Raw genomic sequence first — 25,079 nt, 5'->3', positions numbered from 1 at the left:
GGGCACGCGGCCGGTGACGAGGTGTTGATCCGCACGGCGCGGCGGATCCGTGCCAGCGGCGGAGCGAGGCCGTGGTGGTGCGGTGGGGCGGCGAGGAGTTCCTCGTGGTGGACCGAATCCCGGCCGATCAGGCCGGCGCGGTCGCCGAGCGGATCCGCTCGGCGGTCTCGGCCGTCTCAGCGCCCACGCAGCCGGCCGTCACGGTGAGCATCGGCCTGGCCGCCAGCCGACGGTCCGGGTCAGACCTCGGTGAGCTGATCACCGCCGCCGACGCGGCGATGTACGAGGCCAAGGCCCGTGGCGGCGACCGGGTCGCCATCGCCGCGAGGTCTGCTGACCCGGTCAGGTTCCGGTGCATGAACGAGAGCACGTCGTCGGCCTTGGCGAACCCGCCGAGGTGGCTCTCGTCGGGCATCAGCAGCAGCTCCACATTCGGCAGGTGTTCCGCGGCGGCCTGTGCGTCGGCCAGGCCGATGATCGAGTCGGCGTCGCCGTGCCACCACCGGACGGGCGCCGTGACGTCGGCCAGCCGGAACCCCCAGTCGCGGCCGAATAGCCGGGCATCGTCGAGCAGCGCCTGGAACCCGCCGTTGGCGGCGTGGACGATGTCGTCGATGAACATTGCCTCGATTTCCGGGTTGGCGAACACCTGCTTGTCGCCGTCGGGCATGGCGGCGCTCAGCCCCTGGTAAGCCAGGTGCGCGAGCGGGATGACCGGCATCAGCATGCCCGCGGTGGCCGCGGCGAGCGGTTTGCGCAACGCCGCCATCACCGGCGCGAACCGACGCGCCAGTTCGATCGCGCCGCTGCAGGTGGCGTCGGGACCGACCGACGGCGTCACACCGCCGAGGATGGCGACGGCGGCCACCCGCTCTGCCAGCTCCGGCCTGCCGGCGCAGGCCAGCGCGAACGGACCGCCGCCGGACAATCCCACGATGCCCAGCTTTCCGGCGCCGAGCAGCTCGGCGACGTGTGCCATGTCTGCGGCCCAGTCGCCGATCCGGTCGTAGCAGTGCGGGTCGCTGAGGCCGGATCCGGAGCGTTCGACGAGGACCACGCGCAGGCCGAGCCGCTCGGCGGCGCGGCGGCCCACGATCGGCAACTGCCTGCGGCCGCCGGGGGTTCCGTGGAACCACAGCACGACGGGGCCGTTCGGGTCACCGAACTCGGCGTATCCCAGCCGGCGCCCACCGGGCAGGAAGAAGCGGCCCTCCGCACGGGGCGGTTCGCAGCGGGGAACGCCGGGCGGGTACCGCCACGGGTTGGTGAGGGTCACCACTTCGTCGACGCTGACGTGATCCAGATCATGGACAAATGGTAGACGTGTGCTCCCTCGTCGCAGGGACTTGCCTCAGTCCGGGAAGTCCAGCGGCACCTGAAGCGTCGTGATGGTGGCGGCCAATCCGTCGTACTGTGCTGCCAACAAACAGAATTCGATGAGCTGCGGTTTCGTGAGATATCCGGCCAGGGCCTGCCACGTCTGGGGTGACACCCCGCGGGTGACGACGAATTCGTCGGTCGCGGTGATCAGCACCCGCTCGCGGTCACTCAGCCCCTCGGCGTCGGGTCCTTCGAAGATCTTCGACTGGAACTGCGCGTCCAGCCCACGGGAGCGGGCCAGTCTGCGGTGCTGCTGCAGTTCGTACTCGCATTCGCGAAGATGGCCGACCCGCAGGATGACCGTCTCGGCGTCCCGCCGGGACAGCTTGCCGGCGTAGAGCAGGTAACCGGACAACGGCAACCACACCGGGAACAGCAGCCGGTGCTGGCCGAGCACGTTGAAGAGGCTGAACCGCGGGGCGCGGATGCCGCGGGCGCCGAGCTTGGCGATGACCCAGTTGATCGGACCCAGCTCACGGAATCCGCCGGGCGGGATACGGGCAGGTGCACTCACGTTTGCCTCACCAGGTAGGGGGACACCGTCGAGCGGTGTTCGTCGATGTCCAGCGCGCGGCCCAGTGCCGGAAATGCACGCTGCGGACAGTTGTCTCGTTCGCACACCCGGCAGCCGGCACCGATCGGGGTGGCCCGGACACCGGGGTCACCGGACAAATCGAGCCCTTCCGAGTAGACCAGCCGCTGCGCGTGACGCAGTTCGCAGCCGAGGCCGATCGCGAACGTCTTACCCGGCTGACCATAACGCGACGCGCGGCGCTCCACGGTCCGGGCCACCCACAGATAGCTGCGGCCGTCGGGCATCTCCGCGAGTTGCACCAGGATCTTCCCGGGGTTGGCGAACGTCTCGTAGACGTTCCACAACGGGCACGTCCCGCCGCTGGACGAGAAGTGGAAACCGGTGGCGGACTGGCGTTTCGACATGTTTCCGGCGCGGTCGACCCGAACGAACGAGAACGGCACGCCGCGCATCGACGGCCGCTGAAGCGTCGAGAGCCGGTGGCAGACGGTCTCGTAGCTGACCGAGTAGTAGGCCGAAAGCCGCTCGACGTCGTAGCGGAACTTCTCCGCCACCTCGTGGAAGTGCCCGTACGGAAGCACGGTCGCGGCGGCGAAGTAGTTCGCCAGCCCCAGCCGCGCCAGCCGCCGGGACTCCTCACTGGTGAAGTGGCCTTCGTCGACGAGCTTGTCGACCAGGTCGCCGCACTCCAGGTAGGCCAGTTCGGCGGCCATCCGGAACACCGTCTGGCCGGTGGACAGGTGGGCGTTGAGCTCGAGGGTCTTCGAGTCCGTGTCGTAGCGGTGAAGGACCCCCTCGCCGAGGTCGATACGACGGATGATCCTGACGCCGTGCACGATTCGCAACCGGTCGGTCAGGTCGCCGGCAAGGTCGCCCCGCTGTATCCGCATACCCGCGGTGAGTTCCTCGGCCGAGGTGTCGAGTTCGTGCAGGTAGTTCTGCCGCTGGTAGAAGTAGTCGCGCACCTCCTCGTGCGGCATCGTGATGGATCCGGTCCCGCTGCCTCCCGGATTGACACTGCCCACGTTGAACCGGTCCTCCGTCGCCGCTGCCAGTTGGGTCGTCGTGAGCTGATATCGGCGGTGCAGGTTGACCATGGCGCGGGCGAGCGCCGGATGGGCGCCGACCATCTCGGCGATCTCGGCGGGTTCGACGTCGACGTCGAGATCGCGGTCCATCATCACCTCGCGCAGCTCGGCGATCAGCCTGGTGTCGTCCTGGGAGGCGAAGAATGTCGCGTCCACCCCGAAGACCTCGGTGATGCGCAACAGCACCGCCACGGTCAGGGGACGCACGTCGTGTTCGATCTGGTTGAGGTAGCTGGGGGAGATCTCGAGCGTCTGCGCCAGCGCGGCCTGGCTGAAACCGCGTTCGCTCCGGAGCTGACGAACCCGGGCACCGACGAACGTTTTGGCCACGATCACCCAGCGTAGCCGGGTCTGGCAAGGTTGCGAAGGGACTGTTTGCATACTTGGCAACCGGGAGCTTGTGGCAGTATCAAAATCCGTGACGACGACCACCGGGGGGCCTGCCCAGGGGCTGGCCAAAGCGATGATGCCGGTACCTGATCCGCACCCCGACGTGTTCGACGTGCACTGGCCGTTGCGGGTCGCCGACGTCGACCGCACGGGCAGGCTGAAGTTCGACGCCGCGACGCGCCACATCCAGGACATCGGGTCGGACCAGTTGCGCGAGATGGGGTTCGAAGAAACCCACCCACTGTGGATCGTGCGCCGCACGATGATCGACCTGATCGAGCCCATCGTGTTCAAGGACACCCTGCGGTTGCGGCGGTGGTGTTCGGGCACCTCCAACCGGTGGTGTGAGATGCGGGTCCGCATCGACGGCCGCCGCGGCGGGCTGATGGAATCCGAGGCCTTCTGGATCAACATCAACCGGGAGACCCAGGGGCCGGCGCGCATCGCGGACGATTTCATCGAGGGCCTGCAGCGCACCACCGACGTGGACCGGTTGCGGTGGAAGGCCTATCTGAAGGCCGGCAGACGCGAGGACGCCGAGCATGTCCGTGAGTATCCCGTCCGGGTCAGCGATATCGACATCTTCGACCACATGAACAACGCGGTGTACTGGAGTGTGATCGAGGACCACCTGTTCAGCCAGCCGGAGTTGTTGGCCGCGCCGCTGCGGGTCACCATCGAGCACGACCTGCCGGTGGCGCTGGGCGACAAGCTGGAGATCATCCGGCACACGTATCCGGCGGGCTCGACCGACCGGTTCGGTCCGGATCTGGTCGATCGCACTGTTACAACGCTCACATACGCCGTCGGCGAGGAGACCAAAGCGGTCGCGTCGATCTTCGCGCTCTGAAACGCATTCGTAAACAGTACGAGCGTACTGACCTGCGAACATTCGCTACTGGCGAGTAGGTACTGAACCGTTTCAGTCGTTTGCGGCCTTCGCAATATTCGCAAACTGCCGGTGCGGGTTGGCGAAAGTTGGCAACCGAAACTGGTGGACCTGCGGTTATGGCATGAGGCATCCTCGGGTTAGCACACCAGTGAACAAGCTGGCGCGTTAACAAATTCGGAGGCTCCCTGGGTCTCCGGCGATTTGCAACACCGAAGGAGCAGTCAATGTCGACCGTTGGCACACCGAAGAGCCCCGAGCAGATCCAGCACGACTGGGACAACAACCCCCGCTGGAAGGGCATCACCCGCACCTACACCCCTCAGGACGTCGTCGCGCTGCAAGGCCACGTCGTCGAGGAGAGCACGCTGGCGCGCCGCGGCGCCGAGGTGCTGTGGGAGCAGCTGCACGACATGGAGTACGTCAACTCATTGGGTGCGCTGACCGGCAACCAGGCCGTCCAGCAGGTCCGGGCCGGACTCAAGGCCATCTACCTGTCGGGCTGGCAGGTCGCCGGTGACGCGAACCTGTCCGGCCACACCTACCCCGACCAGAGCCTCTACCCGGCCAACTCGGTGCCGCAGGTGATCCGCCGCATCAACAACGCGCTGCTGCGCGCCGACCAGATCGCCAAGGTCGAGGGCGACCGCTCGGTCGAGAACTGGCTGGCCCCGATCGTCGCCGACGGTGAAGCCGGCTTCGGCGGCGCGTTGAACGTCTACGAGCTGCAGAAGGCGATGATCGCCGCCGGTGTCGCCGGATCGCACTGGGAGGACCAGCTGGCCTCGGAGAAGAAGTGCGGCCACCTCGGTGGCAAGGTGCTGATCCCGACCCAGCAGCACATCCGCACGCTCACCTCGGCTCGCCTGGCGGCCGACGTCGCCGACGTCCCCACGGTCGTCATCGCCCGCACCGACGCCGAGGCAGCCACGCTGATCACCTCCGACGTCGACGAGCGCGACCAGCCGTTCATCACCGGTGAGCGGACCAAGGAAGGCTTCTACCGGGTCAAGAACGGCCTCGAGCCGTGCATCGCCCGCGCCAAGTCCTACGCGCCGTACTCCGATCTGATCTGGATGGAGACCGGCACCCCGGACCTCGAGCTGGCCAAGAAGTTCGCCGAGGGCGTCAAGAGCGAGTTCCCGGACCAGATGCTGGCCTACAACTGCTCGCCGTCGTTCAACTGGCGTAAGCACCTCGACGACGCGACGATCGCGAAGTTCCAGAAGGAGCTCGGCGCGATGGGCTTCAAGTTCCAGTTCATCACGCTGGCCGGCTTCCACGCCCTCAACTACTCGATGTTCGACCTGGCCTACGGTTACGCCCGCAACCAGATGAGCGCCTACGTCGAGCTGCAGGAGCGCGAGTTCGCCGCCGAGGAGCGCGGTTACACGGCGACCAAGCATCAGCGCGAGGTCGGTGCCGGCTACTTCGACCGCATCGCCACCACGGTGGACCCGACGTCGTCGACCACCGCGCTGGCGGGCTCGACCGAAGAGGGCCAGTTCCACTAGGTCATTGACTGCGTGACAGCATGAGCCCCGCCTGGACTTCCGGGCGGGGCTCATCGCTGCAATTGAAGGAGTACCTGTGAGCATCGAACGAGTAGGCGTCGTGGGCGCCGGGCAGATGGGCGGCGGAATCGCCGAGGTGTGCGCCAAGGCCGGCGCCGACGTGCTGGTCTTCGAGCCGACCGAAGAGCTGGCCGCCGCGGGCCGCGCACGCATCACCGCCTCGCTGGAACGTGCCAAGGCGAAGGGCAAGCTGGCCGCCGACGACTTCGAGATCGCCCTGGCCCGGCTGACCTTCACGACCGACATGGCCGACATGGCCGACCGTCAGCTCGTCATCGAGGCGATCGTCGAAGACGAGGCCGTCAAGGCCAAGGTCTTCGCCGAACTCGATGCCGTCGTCACCGACCCGGACGCAGTGCTGGCGTCGAACACCTCGAGCATCCCGATCATGAAAATCGCTGCGGCGACGAAGAATCCGGGCCGCGTGTTGGGTCTGCACTTCTTCAACCCGGTGCCGGTGCTGCCGCTCGTCGAGCTGATCAGCACGCTCGTCACCACGGATGAGGCGGCGGCGAGGGTCGAGAAGTTCGCCGGCGAGGTGCTCGGCAAGCAGGTGGTGCGCTGCGGCGACCGCTCCGGGTTCATCGTCAACGCCCTGCTGGTGCCGTACCTGTTGTCGGCCATCCGGATGGCTGAGTCCGGTGTGGCCACCGTCGAGGACATCGACACGGCCGTCGTGGCCGGCCTGTCGCATCCGATGGGGCCGCTGCGGCTGTCCGACCTCATCGGGTTGGACACCATGAAGCTGATCGCTGACTCCATGTACGACGAGTACAGGGACGCGCATTATGCGCCGCCGCCGCTGCTGCAGCGGATGGTGGAGGCCGGACAACTCGGCAAGAAGTCAGGCAAGGGCTTCTACAGCTACTAGCAATTCGCTGAACGTACGGTTTGTGACGGATCCCGCGCAGAATCCGTCACAATTCGTGCGCTCGGGAACCGTTCGGCGCCCTGGTGCGCCTAATCCGGTGTGCACCAGATCGTCGTGGCTTCCGAGGCGCTCGCCGCGGGCGAGTTGACCCGTCAGGCGCTCCGCCGCCGGTTCATCAAGCTGCATCACAACGTCTACGTCCCGCAGGGCATGTCCTTGACGGCGCGGGATCGCGCCTATGCGGCATGTTTGTGGTCGCGGCGCGAGGCCACTCTGGCCGGGGCGTCTGCGGCGGCGATGCACGGCACCCGCTGGCTACCCGAAGGCGGTCCGGCCGAGCTCACCCGCGTTCGTTCCGGGGCTGCGCCGGGCATCCTGATCCACCGCGACATCCTCCTCGACGACGAGGTATGTCTGATTCAGAGCATCGACTGCACGACCCCGGCACGGACCGCTTACGACATCGGCCGACGAACGGTGGGCGATGAGGCCATCATTCGAATCGACGCTCTACTGTGCGCCGCCCGCTGTCCGGTGTCCGAAGTGGTGGACGTCGCCGCCCGTCACCCCGGCGCCAGGGGGCTCCGACGGCTGCGCGAGGTGCTCGATCTCGTCGACGGTGGTGCCGAGTCCCCGCAGGAGACCCGAGTGCGCCTGCTGCTGATCCGCGCGGGACTGCCGAGGCTGACTACCCAGATCCCGATCAGAAACGCGCAGGGCAAGGTGATACGCCGGATCGACATGGGGTGGAACGAGTTTCGCGTCGGCGTCGAGTACGACGGCGAGCAACACTGGACCGACCCTGCCGCGCATGCCGAGGACATCACCAGGCTGGAGTTCCTGGCAGCCCGGGGCTGGACCATCGTCCGGGTGAGTGCCAGGCATCTCCGCAACGCACCCGACGACATCGTCCGACGAGCCGCAAAGGCGCTCTGTGACCGCGGTTGGCGGCCCACCGGCCGGCTCGGCGCCCGAACGTACGCAATGTGATGGGAATCGACCGAAATCCGTCAGAAACCGTACGCTCGGCGCCCCCGACAACTACGCCGACGTCAATCGCTTCTTCTCCGCCGCTACATCGAAATCCGGTGGCGGCCAGGACATGTTCAGTCGCTTGAGCGCCTCGATGAGCAACTCGGTGATCGCCAGCCGGCTGTACCACTTCTGGTTGCACGGCACGATGTGCCACGGCGCGTGCTCGGTGGACGTCCGGTCGAGCATCGCCTGGTAGGCCTCTTGGTAGAGCGGCCATTTCAGACGCTCGTCGATGTCGCCGGGGTTGTACTTCCAGTACTTGTCCGGGCGCTCGAGACGCTCACTGAGTCTCTTCTTCTGCTCGTCGAGTGAGACGAACATCGCCACCTTCACCAGCGTGGTGCCGCCGTCGACGAGTTCGCGCTCGAAGGCGTTGATCTCGTCGTAGCGGGGCTCCCACACGTCAGGTGGCACCATATCGTGCACCCGGACGATGAGCACGTCCTCGTAGTGTGAACGATCGAAGACGCCGATGTGTCCGGCCGTCGGCAGTGCCTTGCGGATCCGCCACAGGTAGTGATGGGACAGTTCCTCGGGCGTCGGGCTGCCGAAGCTGGTGTACTTGATGCCCTGCGGATTCGCACCGCCCACAACGTGTTTGACGATCCCGCCTTTGCCCGCAGTGTCCATACCCTGTAGCACCAGCAGAACCGACCTGGTGTCGCCGGCGCGGCTGTTGGCGTAGAGCTTCTCCTGGAGCTCGGCGAAGCGCACATTGCGCTCCTCCTGCAAGGTGGGCGCGTCGGCCTTCTTGCCGCGAAACCCGGGGGTGGCGTCGGTATCGATGTCATGGACCCTGTCACCCGGACGGAACATCAACTCGATGTGCGGTTCGTGCGTCCACAACGAGGGCAGATCCGAGAGCTCGCTCATTGGCCGTCGATTCGCTCGCAAGCTTCGCTCATGCCCCTAGTCAACCAGTCGTGGCGGCAGTACAGGTGACGGATGGGGCATCTGCCGGAACTTCTCCAGAGAGCCACCCACCTCGACTATTCCGCACAACGCGCTCCACGACAGCATCGTCAGGTAGTCGATCAGTTCGTCGGACGTCATCCGCGGGTTGGACATCCAGGAGTGCGTGGCGAGCTGGACCCCGCCGACGATCTGGAACGCCCAGGGCCCGATGCCGCCGGTGTCCATCCCGACCTCGGCCATCCGCCGCCGGAACATCACGGCCAACATCCGGGCGATGATCTGTTCCGAATCGGCGACGGCCTTGCTCTTGCTCGCCGAGTTGTTAGCCATCACGAACCGGTACGGCTCGGGCTCGTTGGCGACGGTGTCGACGTAGACCCGGATGATCTCGCGGGTGAGGTCGTAACCGTCCAGGTTCGACGACAGTGCCGCAGCCATGTTCGGGATCAGGGTGGTCTGCGCGAACCGCATCATCACCGCGGTGGTGAGATCGTTCTTGTCGACGAAGTAGCGGTACAGCACCGTCTTGGACACGCCGATCTCCGCTGCGATCTCGTCCATACTGACGTTGCTGCCGCGGCTACGGATAGCTTCGAGCGTGCCGTCGACGAGTTCGTTGCGTCGCTCGACCTTGTGCTTGTGCCAGCGTCGTTTGCGGCCATCGGTCTTGACCGCCACCGGCGGGGATTGCTGAGCCACGTTCGCGGTAATCCATTCCCTAGTCCCCGTCGATGATACGGCGGTCGGCATCGCGCGCAGGTTGGCGGGACGCCGCGCCGTCGACGTCACCACCGGGGCAGTTGCTGGCGTAGCGGATGATGTAGAGGTGGCACACAGAACCGACGTCGGAGCACGGCCCGGCTTCGCCGAAACCCTTGTCGGGGCCGACTCAGCCTCCGACGCCGAACGCAGGCGCGGCCTGCGCCGGATGAAGGCCGTCGCCCTGAGCTTCCTGCTCGGCGCCACCGTCATCTTCCTGGTGTGCACCTGGGCCCAGGCCCAGGGTGCGCCGCCGTGGGTGGGCTACGTGCGGGCCGCCGCCGAAGCCGGCATGATCGGCGCGCTGGCCGACTGGTTCGCCGTCACCGCCCTGTTCAAGCACCCACTCGGCATCCCGATCCCGCACACCGCGATCATCAAACGCAAGAAGGATCAGCTCGGCGAGGGGCTGGGCGACTTCGTCCGGGAGAACTTCATGTCGCCGGAGGTGGTCGCCACCAAGCTGCGGGGCGCCGAGGTCGCGGGCCGGATGGGGAAGTGGCTGGCCGAACCGGCGCACGCCGAGCGCGTGGCCGCCGAGGCGTCGACGGTGTTGCGGGTGCTGGTGGAGATGCTGCGGGACGAGGACGTCCAACAGGTCCTGGACCGGATGATCGTCAAGCGCATCGCCGAGCCGCAGTGGGGCCCGCCGATCGGTCGGGTGCTGGCCTCGCTGCTGGAGGCGGGACGCCAGGAGGCGCTGATCCAGCTGCTCGCGGACCGGGCCTTCGAGTGGTCACTGAACGCGGGCGAGGTCATCGAGCGGGTCATCGAGCGCGACTCGCCGTCGTGGTCGCCGCGGTGGGTCGACACCCTGATCGGCGACCGGATCCACCGCGAACTGATGGACTTCACCGACAAGGTGCGCCGCAACCCGGACCATGAGCTTCGCCGCTCGGCCACCAAGTTCCTGTTCGAGTTCGCCGCCGACCTGCAGAACGACGAGGCGACGATCCAGCGCGCGGAGAACGTGAAGAACCAGATCATGGCCCGCGACGAGGTGACCAGGGCCGCCGAGACCGCCTGGACCACGGCCAAGCGCATCCTGATGGAAGCCGTCGACGACCCGAGCTCGACGCTGCGGGCCCGCATCGCCGACTCGGTGGTGCACATCGGGGAGTCGCTGCGCGACGACTCCGACCTGCGGGACAAGGTCGACAACTGGATCGTGCGGGCGGCTCAGCATCTGGTGGGCCAGTATGGGACGGAGATCACAGCGATCATCACCGAAACCATCGAACACTGGGACGCCGAGGAGGCGAGTCGCCGGATCGAACTTCATGTCGGCCGCGACCTGCAGTTCATTCGGATCAACGGCACCGTGGTCGGGGCGCTGGCGGGGCTGATCATCTACACCGTGGCGCACTTGTTGTTCTGACCTGCGCTAACTAGTGCTTGCAAAAGTTAGCACCCCGTCGTACGGTTGGGATGTAGCTGATCGGTTACCCAACGCAACGAGAGGGCAATCATGTCGCAGGATGAAAATCTTGCCGCTGTCGTGTCCAACGCTGCGCAGGACATCGGGAGCTTCATCCGGAGCCAGCGTGAAGCCGCGCAGGTGTCCGTGCGACAACTCGCCGAGAAGGCAGGTGTCAGCAATCCGTACCTCAGCCAGATCGAGCGCGGGCTGCGCAAACCCTCGGCCGACGTGCTCAATCAGATCGCCAAGGCATTGCGCGTCTCTGCCGAGGTGCTCTACATCCGGGCCGGGATTCTCGAGCCCACGGAGTCGGGCGAGGTTCGCGACGCCATCGTCACCGACATGGCGATCAACGAGCGGCAGAAGCAGGTGCTGCTCGACATCTACACGTCGTTCTGCCAGCAGAACGAGGCCGCCCTTCTCGAAGCCGCACAGGCGGTAGCCGCACAGGACGACCAACTCAGCGAAGCAGATGAGGAGCCGACGACTGAACAAGACCCAAGCCCCGTCCATCGTCCTCTGCAACTCACTCAAACTCCGAACACCGACCACCAAGCGTGAAACGAAAGGTAAAGACCATGGCTGACAAGAACCAGATCGAGATCGACGACCTGAAGGCCCCGCTGCTCGCCGCCGTCGGCGCTGCCGACCTGGCCCTGGAGCGTGTCAACGAGATCGTCGCGACGCTGCGTGAGCGTGCCGGCGATGCCCGCACCGACGCCGAGGCCCGTGCCGAGGCGAGCCGCGCCCGCATCAACAAGCTGCAGGAAGAACTGCCGACGCAAATCGACGACATCCGTGGCCGGCTCACCTCCGAGGAGCTGCGCAGGTTCGCCGAGGGCTACGCCGAGGCCGCGCAGACCACCTACAACAAGCTCATCGAGCGTGGCGAGGCCGCGTTGGAGCGGCTGCGTAGCCAGCCCGCGCTGGAAGATGCCGCGAGCCGTGTGGAGGGATACACCGACCAGGCCGTCGAGCTGACCCAGGAGGCGCTGGGCAATGTGGCGAGCCAGACCCGGGCGGTCGGCGAGCGTGCCGCCAAGCTGGTCGGCGTCGAGCTGCCGAAGAAGACCGAGTCGGCCGCCGAGCCGGTGAAGAAGGCCGCCAACAAGGCTCCGGCCAAGGAGGCCCCCGCCAAGAAGACCCCGGCCAAGAAGGCCCCCGCCAAGAAGGCGCCGGCCAAGAAGGTCACCCAGAAGTAGTCACACCAGGGCGATCGACGGTCGACACCACCGCGAGCGGTGGAGTTCGACCGGAGGGCGTAACCCGCATAGGCTGTCGAGCGTGGAGCTCCAAGGCTTGGTGGGTTACGTCCTTTTCGCTTTACAGGTCGCGGTCCTGGTGGCGTCGGTCTATGCGTTCGTGCACGCGGCCATGCAACGGCCTGACGCGTACACCGCAGTCGACAAGCTGACCAAGCCGGTGTGGCTGGTCATCCTCGGTGTCGGGGTGTTGCTGGCGCTGGTTCTCGGCATCTTCGGGGTGGCGATCGCCGCGGCGGCCTCCGGCGTGTACCTCGTCGATGTCCGCCCGAAGATCCTTGAAGTCCAGGGGAAGTCGCGCTAGTGCGCCGTCTCCTGGCTGCTGTGGCGGTGGCCTGTGCACTCCCGCTCGCCGCGCCGGTCGCGTCGGCCACGCCCATCGTCGCGCCCCCGTACGTCGACCACGTCGAGTGGGCCAAGTGGGGGGACCTGTCCAGCCTGCGGGTGTACCCGACGTCCTCCGGACGCGGGCTGTCCGGCATGCCGGGTAGCCGTGCGCAGGCCGACGAAGCGTGGGCCGAAGTACTGACGCTGTCCCCCGACGCGGCGATCCCCGGGATGCGGGAGCAGTTCATCTGTCATTGGCAGTTCGCCGAGTTGGTCGAGCCGGGCAAGGTCAGCTGGAACCTCGAACCGTGGCGACCCGAGGTCAGTGAAGACCAGATGATCTCCGCCGGCTGCAATCCGGGCGGCACCGAAGAGCCCTTCTGATGGGCTCTCGTACCCGCGCCGAGGTTGTGGCGCTGGTCGATCACACGCTGCTCAAACCGGAGGCCACCGCCGACGACGTGGCGGCGCTGGTGGCCGAGGCCGCCGAACTCGGCGTGTTCGCGGTGTGTGTGTCGCCGTCGATGGTGGCGGTGGCCCGTCGCAGACTCGCGGAGGGGCCGAAGCTGGCCGCCGTCGTGGGTTTCCCGTCGGGCAAGCACCTTTCGTCGGTGAAGGCCGGTGAGGCGGGCGCCGCCGTGGCTGACGGCGCCCACGAGATCGACATGGTGATCGATGTCGGGGCCGCGTTGAGCGGGGACTTCGACGCCGTCCGCGGCGATGTCGCGGCGGTCCGTGACGCCATCGGTGACGACGTCGTGCTGAAGGTCATCGTGGAATCGGCGGCCCTGCTGAGCCTCGGGGACGAGCGCAGCCTGGTCGAGGCGTGCCGGGCCGCCGAAGACGGCCGGGCGGATTTCGTCAAGACCTCCACCGGGTTTCACCCGAGTGGGGGAGCGTCGGTACGTGCGGTGGAACTGATGGCCGAGACCGTCGGGACCCGCCTCGGCATCAAGGCCAGTGGCGGCATCCGCACCGCCGCGGACGCCGCGGTGCTGCTCGACGCCGGTGCCACTCGGCTGGGGCTCTCCGGTACCCGTGCGGTGCTCGACGGTCTCGGCTGAAACCTACAGTCCGGCGAAGCAGGGGTCCTCGTTCTGCTTCGGGATCGATGCGTTGCTGGTCGAGAACTGGCTCACCACACCGGTATCGGTGACCTCGATGGAGTCCGCGCGGATGTCCATCGGGTAGTCCTGGGTCAGCTCCGCGGTGAACGCGTCCAGCGCCGGCTGCACGATCTCCCGCGGCAGCGTGAAGCCGAGCCCGGTCAGATTCTCCACCTGCAGCGAGATGCCGCCGTTGACGACCTCGGGTCGGGTCGTGATGCTGCCCAGCGCGCCCTCGAGCTCGATCGTCCCGTCGGCCGGGTTGGTCGTCACGTCGGTCACGAAGCTGCCGACCAGAGGGATGGCGCCCTGGATGGTCTCTTTGATGCCCTCGGCGGACCAGCTGATGTTGGCCAGCAGGGAGCCCACCGAACCCCCCGAGGTGGGGGTGTCCTCCAGGCGCACGTCGTTGATGTCGAGGTTCAGCTTCATGCCCCGGGCGTCGCGCAGCTGGTTGCCCGCGGTCTCGATCCTGATGTTCGTGTAGTGGCCCGACACATGCTGGAACAGGAACGGCGGGAACACCCCGAACGACGCGGTGACGTCGTCCCGGACCACACACTCGACCACCGAGGCGACGACGGTGTCGGCGCGGTTGCGGGCGTAGAGCTCACCGCCCAGCAGACCGGCGAACACCAACGCCACGACGATCACGACCGCCAGAACGATGGAGAGCGGATCGCTGAAGATCTTCTTGAACTTCGCCGGCAACGAAGAACCTTCCTCCTCCGGGGGCCCGGAAGGCATCTGCCCGGGCGGATAGCCCTGGGGTGGATCGGGGGGGAAACCCTGAGTCGGGTTCTGCGCAAACGGTGGCTGCGGTGGGCCGGGCGGCTGTTGCGGCTGACGGGCACAGGGATCGGTCACCTCAGCGATTCTGCCTTACCGCCATGAGCGGTTGCGCATCACCGCGACCGTCTCGCGTGCCGTGCGTGCGGCCTCCAGGTCGATGTCGCAGACCAGCAACTCCGGCCCGCTGCCCGCCGAAGCCACCACGTCGCCGAGCGCGGAGGCAACCACGCTGCCCCCGACCCCCGTCGGCCCCTGCTTGGCGATCTCGTCACCGGGGTAGGCCTGCCCTACCGCGGCGAGCACGCTGTTCGTGTCGATCGCGCGGGCCCGCGCCAGCAGCGTCCACTGGTCGAGCTTGCCCGGACCGGCGCCCCAGGACGCGTGCGCGGTGATCAGCTCGGCGCCCCGGCGGGCCAATTCGACGTACAGCTCGGGGAACCGGATGTCGTAACACAGCGTCAGGCCGACCGTCACCCCGTCGACGTCGATGACGACCGGTTCCCGGCCCGGCGCGACGGTCTTGGACTCGGCGAAGCCGAACGCGTCGTAGAGATGGATCTTGTCGTAGCGCGCGTCCACCCCAGGGCCGGTCGCGAGCAGCGTGTTGGTGACCCGGCCGTCATCGGCGGGGGTGAACATGCCGGCGACGACGACGACGCCTGCGCGCCGGGCGATGCCGCGGACGGCGTCGGCCCACGGTCCGTCCAACGGCTCGGCGACCGGCGCGAGCGGCACCCCGAAGCGACACATGGTCGCCTCGGGGAACAGCACCAGCGACGCGCCCGCTTCGACCGCCCGCGAGGTGTGGTCCTCGACGAGGGCGAGGTTGGCGTCCGGGTCGGTACCGCTGTTGAGCTGGGCCAACGCCACACGCAAGTCGGAGCGCATGTCGAACAGCCTAGTTACGGCCCCCAGGCAGGCCGGTCCAGCGAGGCGGGCTTGTGGCCGAGCTTGCCGGAGCGGACCTGTGCGGCCAGGCTGTCGAGGATCACCCGCGAGCTCATCAGCGCGGTCTGCTCGGCCCAGTCGTACGGTGGCGAGCACTCGACGACCTCGATGCCCGCGAGCCCGGGCTCGGAGACCATCTTGACCAGGTTGAGCGCCTCCCGCGGAAGCAGCCCGCCCGGCTCCGGCCAGCCCGTTCCCGGCACGAACCCGGCGTCGATGACGTCGATGTCGAACGACAGGTACACCGCCTTTGCGCCCTTCCAGGCTGTTTCCAGTGCGATCTCCGCTATTTTTTCTATGCCCACCCGCTCCACGTCGCCGACGGTGATCACCGTCGACTTGCGGTCGCGGCCGACCTTCACCCCTTCACGCGGGCTCTGCCAGCCGCCGATGCCGATCTGCACCAGGTTGGTCGCGGGTGCGTTTTTGATGTTGGTCGCGTGGAACCACGGGGTGGTGTGCATCCGCTCGTCGAGGTCGGTCTCCTGGGTGTCGACGTGGCGGTCGAAATGGATGATGCCGATGTTGCCGTCCATGTAGGGGGCCAGCCCGCGGATGGTCGGGAAGCCGATGGAGTGGTCGCCGCCGAGGACGATCGGCATGACGCCCTTCTGCGCGACGAACGCCATCGCTTGGCTGATCTGGTCGAAGGACTTCTCCAGGTTGCCCGGGATGGTGAACACGTCGCCGATGTCGACCATGTTGAGTTGCTCGCGCAGGTCGACGCCGGATTCGTAGTTGTAGGTGCCGAACAGGTTGGTCGAGCGGCGGATGCCCTGCGGGCCGAAGCGTGTTCCCGGCCGGTAGGTGGCGCCGGCATCCAGCGGCACCCCGAAGATCGCGACCTCGGCGTCGTCGACCTGGTGGACGTCCTCGATGTACGGGCATTTCAGGAACGTGCCGCGTTCACCGGCGAAGTGCGGCTTCTCACCGCGTACGAACGTCGAGATGGTGCGGTCGTTGATCGTCGGGGCCGCCTCCAGGCCGAAGCTCAGACCGCGTTCGATCTCCTCGCGCAGGCGACGGTCACCGAGGTTCGCCTCGGCTTGCTGCGCCCAGGCGCCCTCGGCGTTGGGCAGGTTTGGATCGAAGTGCTCGGGCATCACGTGCTCCTCACGCGCCGTCTTGTCGCTGACCGGGTACGACGCACCTCGTCCGGGGAACCGGTTCACCCGGCCCCTGCGGTTCATTGTTGGCACAGTCGCGAATTGCTGTCCAGCGCTGAAGGAAACGCATCGTTAACACCTGACGCGACGTGATGTAACGAAACGGGTCTTTTCTAGATGGCGACCCACTCGACGAATTCGAACAGTGGGGCGCGTCTAGGGTTCCGCCGCTTGCGGGTCTGGTCCGAGAGACGCAGGCGGCTCCGGCGGCGAGGCCGGATTCGTTCCACGGCGGGATAAAAGCCCGGGAGGCTCCAGTGTTCGACGTGGAGGCTCTGCCTCCAATGTTCTTTCAGGAGGCTCCGCAATGATTCTTCTCGGCGTCGGATTCAGCATCGTCGTCGTCACGCTGATCGGGCTTGCGGTCGCCCGGCGCGTCGGTGGCGACAGCACCAACTTCCTCGTCGGCGGCCGCAACCTGGCCCTCCCGCTGGTCGGTGCCGCCCTGATGGGGCAGGCCGTCGACACCAACGCGACCCTCGGCAACACCGACCTGTCGTCGCAGTTCGGCTTCTGGGCGGGTGCGGCGCTGCCCCTGGGCCTGGGCCTGTGTCTGCTGATCACCGGCATCTTCTTCGCCAAGCCGATGAACCGGATGGGCCTGACGACGCTGCCCGACTACTACCGGCTGCGGTTCGGCAGGCCGGTCGAGGTGGCGTCGTCGGTGCTGATGATCACCGCGTTCGCGATCCTGGTGGCCGGCAACCTGGTGGCCGGCGGCTTCCTGTTCGAGTACTTCGTCGGCTTCCCGTACTGGGTGGGCGTGGTGCTGATCGCAGGGGTCGTGCTGCTCTACACCGGGGCCGGCGGCATGTTGGCCGACGCCTACACCGCGATCGTGCAGATGAGCCTGATCCTGGTGGCCGCGGTCGCCACGCTGATCTGGGTGACGGTGACGTACGGCCTGACCGTGCCGGACGGCATGGGCCCGTTCGACCTGGGCCAACTCGGCGACCCGGCCCAGGGCGCGGCGATCAACTGGGCGACGCTGATCGCGCTGGGCATCGGCGACATCGTCGCCATCGACTTCATGCAGCGGATCTTCTCGGCCCGCTCGCCGGAAACCGCGCGTCGGGCGTGCTTCATCGGCGCGGCCGGCGCAGCCGCGATCGGCATCCCGTTCGCCCTGGTCGCGCTCGCGTCCACGGCGATCGTGCCCGAAGGTTCCGACGGACCGGTTCTTTTCGTGTTGCTCAACGACTTCGCGCCGATCGGTCTGACGGTGCTGGTGCTGGCCGGCATCGTGGGCGCGTCGATGAGCACCGCCAACGGCGCCATCCTGGGCACCGCGGCGGTCGCGGTACGCAACGTCGGCAACGTCAAGCGGGTGCATGTCGAGGGCAAGGTCGATCCGCTGCTGCGGGCCACCCGGTGGGCGATGATCCCGGTCGCCGCGGTGTCGGTGCTGTTCGCGCTCAAGGTGCCGCAGACCGGGATCCTGCTGACGCTGGCGTTCGACCTGCTGCTGGCCTGCCTCATCGTTCCGTTTGTGCTCGGTCTGTACTGGCGCCGCGGGACGGCGACGGCGGCGATGGCGGCGATCGTCGTGGGCCTGGTGGTCCGGCTCGGGCTGTTCGCGATGACCCCGACGATGTACGGCGTGGACAACACCATCTTCTACGTGCCGAACGGCATCTTCGACGCGACCTTCGACGGATACCCGACCTTCATCGCGTTCGCGGCGTCGCTGCTGGCGTACGTCGTGGTCGCCGTGCTCACCAAACCGGCGACGTTGCGCGGGTTGGACATCCAGCTTGCCGAGGACATCGACGAGGCGCTGGCGGGGGTGGACCAGACCGCCGACGAGTCCGCGGAGCCGGTCACGGTCAAGGCCGCCAACGCGCCCTAGTCGATCTTCGTCGAACGTACGGTGTCTGACGGATTCCGCGCGATTTTCGTCAGAGACCGTACGTTCGGCGGCGCGGCGGGCGGGCGAACGGTCAGCCGATGGGGGCGACGGCCGCCCACGGGACCGTCAGCACCCCGTCGCGTAGGCTGCGCCGCGGCGCGGTGACCGGGAACCCTTCGGCAGCAAGCATTTCCACCATGGCGCGCCAGCGCATCCTCGGCCCGAACACCCCGTGGCCGGCGACGCTGGCCCATGCGCGGTCGGCGGCCTGCAGCAGCGTGTGGATCGGCTGCCCCGAAACATTGTGGTGGATAAGCACTTTGGGTAGCCGCTCGGCCAGGTCCGAGGGCCGCTCGACGCTGAACGGGTCACACGCCAGCGTCAGGCTCACCACCGAGACCGCGTCAAGGAGCACCCAGCAGCACCGCCGACCCAGCTCGTCACAGGTGCCGTCGACGATCAGTCCTCCCGGGGCCAAGCCGGTGCGCATCGCCGCCCACGCATCGGACACCGCATTCTCCGGATACTGGCGCAGCACATTGAACGCGCGCACCAGAACCGGCCGGTGCCCGGCCAATTCGAAGCCGCCGAGCGCGAATTCCACCCCCGGCGCCACCGCGGCGCGGCCGATGCGCACCCGGTCGGGGTCGATCTCGAGGCCGACGACGCGGATGTCGGAGCGCAGCGACCGCAGCCGGATCGCAAGCTCCAGAGTGGTCACCGGCAGCGCACCGTAGCCGAGGTCGACGATCAGCGGATCGGTGGCGGAATGTACGGCGTGGCGAACCCGGGGCTCGTGGACCAGCCAGCGGTCGCTGCGGCGCAGCCGGTTGTGGCCGGTGGTGCCCCGCGTGATTGCGCCTAGAGGCGCACCTGCACGCTGGGCCATGGCGCAGATCTTAGTTCGTGATCAGCCGTTTTCTGTGATCCACACCGTGGTGAAGCGTTGCTCGGCGATCAGCAGGTCGACCAGCTGGCTGCCGATGAAGTTCTCGATCTTGCCGCCCACGAGCGGAACCCGGACCTCGACGGTGGCCGTCAGCGCCATCCGCGCGCCCGGTTGCGAGGTCGCCGGCGCCAGGACCGCCTCGCCGGTCAGCCCGGCCGGCGCACCGGGAATGGTGCCGGACACGACGGCCGAGGCGCGTCCGTTGACCATCGGCGTCCACATCTCCTCGCGCACGAAGCACAGATCGCCGCGATGGAACTGCGTCACCACGGCGGGCAGCCGGTCCGATCGCAGCGTCTGCGTGGTGCGGATGCGGATCCCGCCGTCGTCGCCGAGCACCAACTCGTCGAGCGTGGCGTGATCGGCGCCCGAGTCGCCCAACCGGACCAGCCAGTACTGCTCGTCGCTGAACGCCCTGTGGACCTGTTCGACCGTGCCGCCGTATTCGGCGGCCATGTCGAATGAACGCGGCATGAAAGACCACGCTACCGTTACCGCCCGTGGTCTCTTCGTCGATCGACGGTGTGGCGGTCGCCGAGAACGTCCCGCTGGCGCCGCTGACCACGCTGCGCGTCGGGCCGGTCGCGCGGCGACTGCTCACCTGCACCACCACCGGACAGGTTGTCGCTGCCTTGCGCGACGTCGGCCCGGATGCGTTGGTGCTGGCCGGCGGATCCAACGTGGTGCTGGCCGACGACCTCGACGGGCTCACCGTGGTCCGGCTGGCGAACAGCGGCATCACCGTCGACGGCGACACCGTGCGCGCGGAGGCCGGTGCGGTGTGGGACGGCGTCGTCGCCGCCTCGCTGGCGCACGGCTTGAGCGGGCTGGAATGCCTGTCCGGGATACCGGGATCGGCGGGGGCCACCCCGGTGCAGAACGTGGGGGCCTACGGGGCAGAGGTGGCCGACACCATCCGCCGGGTCCGGCTGCTGGACCGGCGCACCGGCGAGGACCGGTGGGTGACCCCTGATGTCCTGCAGTTCGGTTACCGCACAAGCATTCTGAAGAACGCGTCAAATGCGGTGGTGCTGGAGGTGGAGTTCGCGCTGGAAGCCGCAGACCGCAGCGGCCCGGTGCGCTACGGCGAGCTCGCCGCGGCGCTCGGTGTCGGGCAGGGGGACCGCGCAGACCCGGCGCAGGTCCGTGCAGCGGTGTTGTCGCTGCGGGCCGGCAAGGGCATGGTGCTCGACGAGGACGACCACGACACCTGGAGCGTCGGCTCGTTCTTCACCAACCCGGTGGTGACGCGCACGGAGTTCGACCGCCTCGCCGGTGCGGTCGACGAGCCCGTTCCGCACTATCCCGCTGCCGACGGGGTGAAGCTGGCCGCGGGCTGGCTCGTCGAACGGGCCGGCTTCGGCAAAGGGTTTCCGGATGCGCAGGCGCCCGCGCGGCTGTCCACCAAGCACGCGCTGGCGCTCACCAACCGCGGCCACGCGAGCAGCGCCGACGTCATCGCGCTGGCCAGGACGATCCGCGACGGGGTCGCCACGGCGTTCGGGATCGAACTCACACCCGAGCCAGTGCTGATCGGGTGCGATTTCTAGGTACCCTCGGTTCACGTGAGCCCTCGAGACCCGTTGCCGTCGATCACCAGACGGCGTGCCCTGGCCGCCGTCGCGTTCGTCCTGGCGGCACCGGGTGCACTCGCCGCCTGCATGAACCAGCGTGACCAGTCCTCCGGCTCGGCTGCGGAGGCACCCGCTGAGCCGTCGCTGACCTTCGAGCCCGCCGATTCCGCGGTCGACGTCGGGCCCACCGCGCGCGTCGCGGTCGACGTCACCGACGGCTGGTTCCAGAAGGTCAGTCTGACCAACCCCGACGGCAAGGTCGTCGCCGGCACGCTGAACCGGGACCGCACCGCGTTCACCGTCACCGAACCACTGGGCTACGGGGTGGCCTACACCTGGGGCGGCACCGTCGTCGGCCACGACGGCAAGGCCGTGCCGGTGTCCGGGTCGTTCACCACGATCTCCCCGGCCAACCAGGTCAACGGCCGTTTCCAGCTCGCCGACGGCCAGATCGTGGGTGTGGCGGCGCCGATCATCCTGCAGTTCGACGCCGCGATCGCCGAAGACGACCGGCCCGCGGTGGAGAAGGCGCTGTCGGTGACCACCACGCCTGAGGTCGAGGGCAGCTGGGCGTGGCTGCCCGACGAGGTCGGCGGTTCGCGGGTGCACTGGCGCACCCGCGAGTACTACCCGGCGGGCACCACCGTGCACGTCGACGCGAACTTCTACGGGGTGCCGTTCGGCGCGGGCGCGTACGGCGCGGCCGATTCGACGCTGGACTTCACCGTCGGACGCTTCCAGGTCGTCAAGGCCGAGGCGTCGTCGCACCAGATCGAGGTGATCACCGACGAGGGCGTGATCATGACGCTGCCCTGCAGCTACGGCGAAGGTGACCTGGACCGCAACGTCACCCGCAGCGGCATCCACGTGGTCACGGAGAAGTACGAGGACTTCTACATGACCAACCCGGCGGCCGGCTACGCCAACGTCCGCGAGCGGTTCGCGGTGCGGATCTCCAACAACGGCGAGTTCATCCACGCCAACCCGGCCAGCTCCGGCGCCCAGGGCAACAGCAACGTCACCAACGGCTGCATCAACCTGTCCACCGAAGATGCGCAGCGCTACTTCAACACCGCGATGTACGGCGACCCTGTCGAGGTCACCGGCACCCGCATCCAGCTGTCTTACGCCGACGGCGACATCTGGGACTGGGCGGTGCCCTGGGACGAGTGGACCTCGATGTCGGCGTTGTCCGACCGGCAGGCCTCGGGCGGCATCCCCGATAGCGCCCCGGCGACACCGTCGGACGCGCCGCAGCCGGTCAGCGGCCGACCCGGCGGCTGAGAACCCCGTTGAGGCGGCGCTGCGGGCGCAGAAAGCCGAGTGGGCTGCGCCGCGGTCGCAGTGTCAACGACTCAGGACTGGCGGTGGAAGCGCGACCCGCTGGCCCCACTGACCTGGTCACGCGGTCGGACCACGATCAGGTCCAGGTCGACGTGGGAGGGCCGGCTGGCGACGAACCCGATCACGTCGGCGATGTCTTCGGCCACCAGCGGGGTCACGCCCCGGTAGACCTTCTCGGCGCGCTCGGCGTCCCCGTCGAAGCGCCGCAGCGAGAAGTCGGTCTTGACCATCCCGGGGGCCACCTCGGTGAGGCGGACGGGTTGTCCGAGCAACTCGCTGCGCAACGTGCGGTGTAACACGCCCTGTGCGTGCTTGGCCGTCGTGTAGCCGCCCCCGTTGTCATAGATCTCGACGGCGGCGATCGAGGTGACCGTGACGATCAACCCGTCGCCGGACTCGATCAGCTTCGGCAACAGCGCGCGGGTGACGTGCAGCGTGCCCAGCACGTTGGATTCCCACATCCAGCGCCAGTGCTCCACGTCGGCGTCGGCCACCGACTCCAGCCCGCGCGCCCCGCCGGCGTTGTTGACCAGCACGTCCACCCGGTCCAGGCGTCCGGCCATCGCCGCCACAGCGGCGCTGTCGGTGACATCCGCCACAATCGCGGTGCCGTCGATCTCGGCGGCCAGCGCCACGATCGGGGCCTCCCGGCGCGCCACGCAGATCACATGGAATCCCTGCGCGGCAAGGGTTCTCGCGGTCGCCTCACCGATTCCGGCGCTGGCTCCGGTGACCACTGCGACCCGGCGGGCATCTGATGGAGTCGTCATCTGCTCAAGACTAGGGCGTGTCTGACAAATAGGGCAGCCAGAGGGTGATAGCGCGTAGGACTGCCGCGCCGCGGTAGACGACGGCGAGTTTGTCGTAGCGGGTGGCCAGGCCGCGCCATTGTTTGACGACGTTGAAGTTGCGTTCAACGACGTTACGGCCCTTGTAGTCCTCGGCATCGAAGGCCGGCGGACGTCCGCCCCGAGAACCCCGACGCTTGCGGTGGGCGAGCTGATCCGAGGGTTCTGGAACGACTGCCACGATCCCGCGCCGGCGCAACCGGGCGCGGGTCGCGCGGCTGGAATAGGCCTTGTCGCCGCGGACGCGGTCGGGACGGGTCCGCGGCCGGCCGCCGTGGCGACGGTCGACCTTCAGGTGGGCGAGCAAATGCTCGAAGACCGGTCCGTCGCGCGCCTGGCCGGGACCGACCAGCACCACCAAGGGTCGTCCGCGACCGTCGACGAGATGATGGATCTTGCTGGTCAAGCCGCCGCGAGAGCGGCCGATGCCGTGGTCAGGCGGCTCGATCGCCAGATTCGTGTAATTCGACCCAGCCCCCTGTGTCACGAGTGATGTTCGTGGCGTGCTGATGGGCGCGGGCGATCGTGGAGTCGACCGCCACCGCCCAGTCGATGATCCCGGCTCCCTCGGCGGCGGCCAGCAATCGCGCCAACACCTCGTCCCAGGTGCCGTCGGCACTCATCCGTCGATGCCAGGTCCAGATCGTCTGCCACGGTCCGAACGTCGTGGGCACATCTCGCCACGCGATACCGCATCGGTATCGGTAGATGATGCCCTCGACCATCGCGCGAGCATCCTGAAAAGGTCTGCCCCGCTTACCCGTCCGGACCGGAAGCACATCCTCGATCAATGACCACTGAGCATCGGAGAGCAACTGAAACCGCGACATGACTCAAGCCTCAGGCACAACACCCGAAACTTTTGTCAGACACGCCCTAGGCGTCGCCCCTGCGTGCACGCCTGAGCGGGGATGCCCCGACCGGGCGGTGTAGACATGACGGTGTGCGTCCAGCGACCGATCGGCACGGCCTGGCTTCCGGTCTGCCCCAGCCACGCCGGGTGGCCGTTTTGTCCGTGCACACCTCCCCGCTCGCCCAGCCGGGCACGGGTGACGCAGGTGGCATGAACGTCTACGTCCAACAGACCGCGCTGGAGCTGGCGCGTCGCGGCGTCGAGGTGGAGATCTTCACCAGGGCCACCGCGTCCACCGATCCCGCCGTGGTCCGGGTGGCGCCCGGTGTGCTGGTGCGCAACGTGGTGGCAGGTCCGTTCGAGGGGCTGGACAAGAACGATCTGCCCACCCAGCTGTGTGCTTTCACCGCAGGCGTGCTGCGCGCCGAGGCCACCCATGAACCCGGCTACTACGACATCGTGCACTCGCACTACTGGCTCTCCGGGCAGGTCGGCTGGCTGGCCGCGGACCGCTGGGCGGTGCCGCTGGTGCACACCGCCCATACACTCGCCGCGGTCAAGAACGCGTCGCTGGCCGCCGGCGACTCACCCGAGCCGCCGATGCGCTCCATCGGTGAGCAGCAGGTGGTCGACGAGGCCGACCGGCTCATCGTCAACACCGATTATGAAGCGCAGCAACTGGTTTCGCTGCATCAGGCCGATCCGGCCCGCATCGACGTGGTGCACCCTGGTGTCGACCTGCAGGTGTTCACCCCCGGTGACCGCCGGGCCGCGCGCGCGGCACTGGGACTGGACGCCCTCGATGCCGACGTCCCGATCGTCGCCTTCGTCGGGCGCATCCAGCCGCTCAAGGCGCCCGACGTGCTGCTGCGCGCGGCCGCGCTGCTGCCCGGCATCCACGTGCTCATCGCCGGCGGGCCGTCCGGCAACGGGATGTCGACACCCGACGACCTGGTTGAGTTGGCCGCCCAGTTGGGTATCACCGACCGCGTGACGTTCCTTCCGCCGCAGTCCCGGGACGACCTCGTCCGCGTCTACCGGGCCGCCGATGTCGTCGCGGTGCCGAGCTACTCGGAGTCTTTCGGTCTGGTCGCGCTGGAGGCGCAGGCATGTGGCACCCCGGTGGTCGCCGCGGCTGTCGGCGGGCTGCCGGTGGCGGTCCGCGACGGCGTCAGCGGTGCGCTGGTCGGCGGCCACGATCCCGG

The 25,079-nt window shown here is 67.9% G+C and carries 25 protein-coding genes, 2 pseudogenes and 2 riboswitches; of the genes and pseudogenes, 15 read left to right on the top strand and 12 right to left on the bottom strand.

The features are described from left to right. Positions 1-71: 71 nt before the first annotated feature. A pseudogene (locus WA944_RS18935) lies at positions 72-260 on the top strand (diguanylate cyclase domain-containing protein); the annotation flags it as partial. Between the two features lie 83 nt (positions 261-343). Here the strand turns inward: WA944_RS18935 and WA944_RS18930 are convergent. The 3 genes and pseudogenes from WA944_RS18930 to ramB all read right to left on the bottom strand — a co-directional run. Continuing rightward, positions 344-1,276, bottom strand: a pseudogene (locus WA944_RS18930) (alpha/beta fold hydrolase); the annotation flags it as partial. 75 nt (positions 1,277-1,351) lie between these two features. After that, a complete protein-coding gene (locus WA944_RS18925; protein ID WP_526369347.1) occupies positions 1,352-1,894 on the bottom strand; it encodes a carboxymuconolactone decarboxylase family protein in 543 nt (180 codons plus the stop codon). After that, positions 1,891-3,333 (bottom strand): acetate metabolism transcriptional regulator RamB, encoded by a 1,443-nt coding sequence (gene ramB, locus WA944_RS18920; RefSeq protein WP_526369349.1) that lies wholly within the window; start codon positions 3,331-3,333, stop codon positions 1,891-1,893. Before ramB ends, WA944_RS18925 begins: the two co-directional genes overlap by 4 nt. Before the next feature lie 133 nt (positions 3,334-3,466). Here ramB and WA944_RS18915 point away from each other — a divergent pair, with 133 nt between their 5' ends. The 4 genes from WA944_RS18915 to WA944_RS18900 all read left to right on the top strand — a co-directional run bounded on the left by WA944_RS18915 (position 3,467) and on the right by WA944_RS18900 (position 7,717). Continuing rightward, positions 3,467-4,243 carry an acyl-[acyl-carrier-protein] thioesterase gene (locus tag WA944_RS18915; RefSeq protein ID WP_526610024.1) on the top strand — a complete coding sequence of 259 codons (777 nt, stop codon included), beginning with the start codon at positions 3,467-3,469 and terminating at the stop codon, positions 4,241-4,243. 266 nt (positions 4,244-4,509) lie between these two features. Continuing rightward, entirely contained in the window at positions 4,510-5,796 is a 1,287-nt protein-coding gene (aceA, locus tag WA944_RS18910) for an isocitrate lyase (protein WP_526375729.1), read from the top strand. A 76-nt stretch (positions 5,797-5,872) separates the two neighbouring features. Beyond that, positions 5,873-6,727: a 3-hydroxyacyl-CoA dehydrogenase family protein gene (locus WA944_RS18905; protein ID WP_526375731.1), complete on the top strand. Its 855-nt coding sequence runs from the start codon at positions 5,873-5,875 to the stop codon at positions 6,725-6,727. Between the two features lie 99 nt (positions 6,728-6,826). Continuing rightward, positions 6,827-7,717: an endonuclease domain-containing protein gene (locus tag WA944_RS18900; RefSeq protein ID WP_526375733.1), complete on the top strand. Its 891-nt coding sequence runs from the start codon at positions 6,827-6,829 to the stop codon at positions 7,715-7,717. Positions 7,718-7,768: 51 nt separating this feature from the next. Here WA944_RS18900 and WA944_RS18895 read toward each other — a convergent pair whose 3' ends face one another. Beyond that, positions 7,769-8,635 carry a polyphosphate kinase 2 family protein gene (locus WA944_RS18895; RefSeq protein ID WP_526375735.1) on the bottom strand — a complete coding sequence of 289 codons (867 nt, stop codon included), beginning with the start codon at positions 8,633-8,635 and terminating at the stop codon, positions 7,769-7,771. Positions 8,636-8,671: 36 nt separating this feature from the next. Next, on the bottom strand, positions 8,672-9,376 hold the full coding sequence (locus WA944_RS18890) for a TetR/AcrR family transcriptional regulator (RefSeq protein WP_159230139.1): 705 nt from the start codon (positions 9,374-9,376) through the stop codon (positions 8,672-8,674). 127 nt (positions 9,377-9,503) lie between these two features. On the opposite strand from WA944_RS18890, the gene WA944_RS18885 reads away from it, so the two are divergent. The 6 genes from WA944_RS18885 (at position 9,504) to deoC (ending at position 13,509) form a co-directional block, all read left to right on the top strand. Further along, positions 9,504-10,814, top strand: coding sequence for a DUF445 domain-containing protein (locus WA944_RS18885; protein ID WP_526375737.1), 1,311 nt, complete (start codon positions 9,504-9,506; stop codon positions 10,812-10,814). Between the two features lie 90 nt (positions 10,815-10,904). Beyond that, complete coding sequence (locus WA944_RS18880) at positions 10,905-11,417, top strand: helix-turn-helix domain-containing protein (RefSeq protein WP_526375739.1); 513 nt, start codon at positions 10,905-10,907, stop codon at positions 11,415-11,417. Positions 11,418-11,434: 17 nt separating this feature from the next. Continuing rightward, positions 11,435-12,058 (top strand): heparin-binding hemagglutinin, encoded by a 624-nt coding sequence (locus WA944_RS18875; RefSeq protein WP_526609999.1) that lies wholly within the window; start codon positions 11,435-11,437, stop codon positions 12,056-12,058. Positions 12,059-12,140: 82 nt separating this feature from the next. Beyond that, positions 12,141-12,422: a DUF2516 family protein gene (locus tag WA944_RS18870; RefSeq protein WP_526375743.1), complete on the top strand. Its 282-nt coding sequence runs from the start codon at positions 12,141-12,143 to the stop codon at positions 12,420-12,422. Next, complete coding sequence (locus WA944_RS18865) at positions 12,422-12,829, top strand: DUF2599 domain-containing protein (protein WP_526375745.1); 408 nt, start codon at positions 12,422-12,424, stop codon at positions 12,827-12,829. Before WA944_RS18870 ends, WA944_RS18865 begins: the two co-directional genes overlap by 1 nt. Further along, entirely contained in the window at positions 12,826-13,509 is a 684-nt protein-coding gene (deoC, locus tag WA944_RS18860; RefSeq protein ID WP_526375751.1) for a deoxyribose-phosphate aldolase, read from the top strand. Before WA944_RS18865 ends, deoC begins: the two co-directional genes overlap by 4 nt. Before the next feature lie 3 nt (positions 13,510-13,512). On the opposite strand, the gene WA944_RS18855 is transcribed toward deoC, so the two are convergent. The 3 genes from WA944_RS18855 to WA944_RS18845 are packed head-to-tail and all read right to left on the bottom strand — an operon-like array spanning position 13,513 to position 16,394. Next, on the bottom strand, positions 13,513-14,418 hold the full coding sequence (locus WA944_RS18855; RefSeq protein WP_526375747.1) for an LmeA family phospholipid-binding protein: 906 nt from the start codon (positions 14,416-14,418) through the stop codon (positions 13,513-13,515). Between the two features lie 15 nt (positions 14,419-14,433). Next, positions 14,434-15,219: a carbon-nitrogen hydrolase family protein gene (locus WA944_RS18850; RefSeq protein ID WP_526375752.1), complete on the bottom strand. Its 786-nt coding sequence runs from the start codon at positions 15,217-15,219 to the stop codon at positions 14,434-14,436. A 26-nt stretch (positions 15,220-15,245) separates the two neighbouring features. After that, positions 15,246-16,394: an agmatinase family protein gene (locus WA944_RS18845; protein ID WP_526609997.1), complete on the bottom strand. Its 1,149-nt coding sequence runs from the start codon at positions 16,392-16,394 to the stop codon at positions 15,246-15,248. Positions 16,395-16,405: 11 nt separating this feature from the next. After that, a riboswitch (guanidine-III (ykkC-III) riboswitch) is annotated at positions 16,406-16,473 on the bottom strand. 129 nt (positions 16,474-16,602) lie between these two features. Beyond that, a riboswitch (guanidine-I (ykkC/yxkD leader) is annotated at positions 16,603-16,710 on the top strand. Between the two features lie 54 nt (positions 16,711-16,764). On the opposite strand from WA944_RS18845, the gene WA944_RS18840 reads away from it, so the two are divergent. Continuing rightward, positions 16,765-18,306 carry a high affinity choline transporter 1 gene (locus WA944_RS18840; RefSeq protein WP_526373898.1) on the top strand — a complete coding sequence of 514 codons (1,542 nt, stop codon included), beginning with the start codon at positions 16,765-16,767 and terminating at the stop codon, positions 18,304-18,306. A 91-nt stretch (positions 18,307-18,397) separates the two neighbouring features. On the opposite strand, the gene WA944_RS18835 is transcribed toward WA944_RS18840, so the two are convergent. Together WA944_RS18835 and WA944_RS18830 are read right to left on the bottom strand one after the other, a co-directional pair. Continuing rightward, positions 18,398-19,195: a class I SAM-dependent methyltransferase gene (locus WA944_RS18835; protein WP_526373899.1), complete on the bottom strand. Its 798-nt coding sequence runs from the start codon at positions 19,193-19,195 to the stop codon at positions 18,398-18,400. 21 nt (positions 19,196-19,216) lie between these two features. Next, positions 19,217-19,729 (bottom strand): DUF2505 family protein, encoded by a 513-nt coding sequence (locus WA944_RS18830; RefSeq protein ID WP_526373900.1) that lies wholly within the window; start codon positions 19,727-19,729, stop codon positions 19,217-19,219. A 26-nt stretch (positions 19,730-19,755) separates the two neighbouring features. Between WA944_RS18830 and WA944_RS18825 the strand changes: the two genes are divergently transcribed. Continuing rightward, positions 19,756-20,805, top strand: coding sequence for a UDP-N-acetylmuramate dehydrogenase (locus WA944_RS18825; RefSeq protein WP_526373901.1), 1,050 nt, complete (start codon positions 19,756-19,758; stop codon positions 20,803-20,805). 15 nt (positions 20,806-20,820) lie between these two features. Further along, positions 20,821-22,113, top strand: coding sequence for an Ig-like domain-containing protein (locus WA944_RS18820; RefSeq protein WP_526373902.1), 1,293 nt, complete (start codon positions 20,821-20,823; stop codon positions 22,111-22,113). A 71-nt stretch (positions 22,114-22,184) separates the two neighbouring features. Here the strand turns inward: WA944_RS18820 and WA944_RS18815 are convergent, their stop codons facing one another. Next, complete coding sequence (locus tag WA944_RS18815; protein WP_526373903.1) at positions 22,185-22,943, bottom strand: SDR family oxidoreductase; 759 nt, start codon at positions 22,941-22,943, stop codon at positions 22,185-22,187. Positions 22,944-22,953: 10 nt separating this feature from the next. After that, positions 22,954-23,851, bottom strand: a protein-coding gene (locus WA944_RS18810) for an IS5 family transposase (protein WP_526373904.1) whose coding sequence is annotated in 2 segments (ribosomal slippage) — positions 22,954-23,506 and positions 23,505-23,851 — 900 coding nt in all. Because the reading frame shifts where the segments join, the coding sequence is not laid out codon by codon here. Between the two features lie 113 nt (positions 23,852-23,964). Here WA944_RS18810 and mshA point away from each other — a divergent pair. Beyond that, on the top strand, positions 23,965-25,079 hold a 1,115-nt coding region (gene mshA, locus WA944_RS18805), incomplete at its 3' end, for a D-inositol-3-phosphate glycosyltransferase (protein ID WP_526609993.1).

This window comes from Mycobacterium sp., assembly GCF_049683355.1.
Classification (GTDB): domain Bacteria; phylum Actinomycetota; class Actinomycetes; order Mycobacteriales; family Mycobacteriaceae; genus Mycobacterium.
This window is presented reverse-complemented; position numbering and strand designations above follow the sequence as displayed.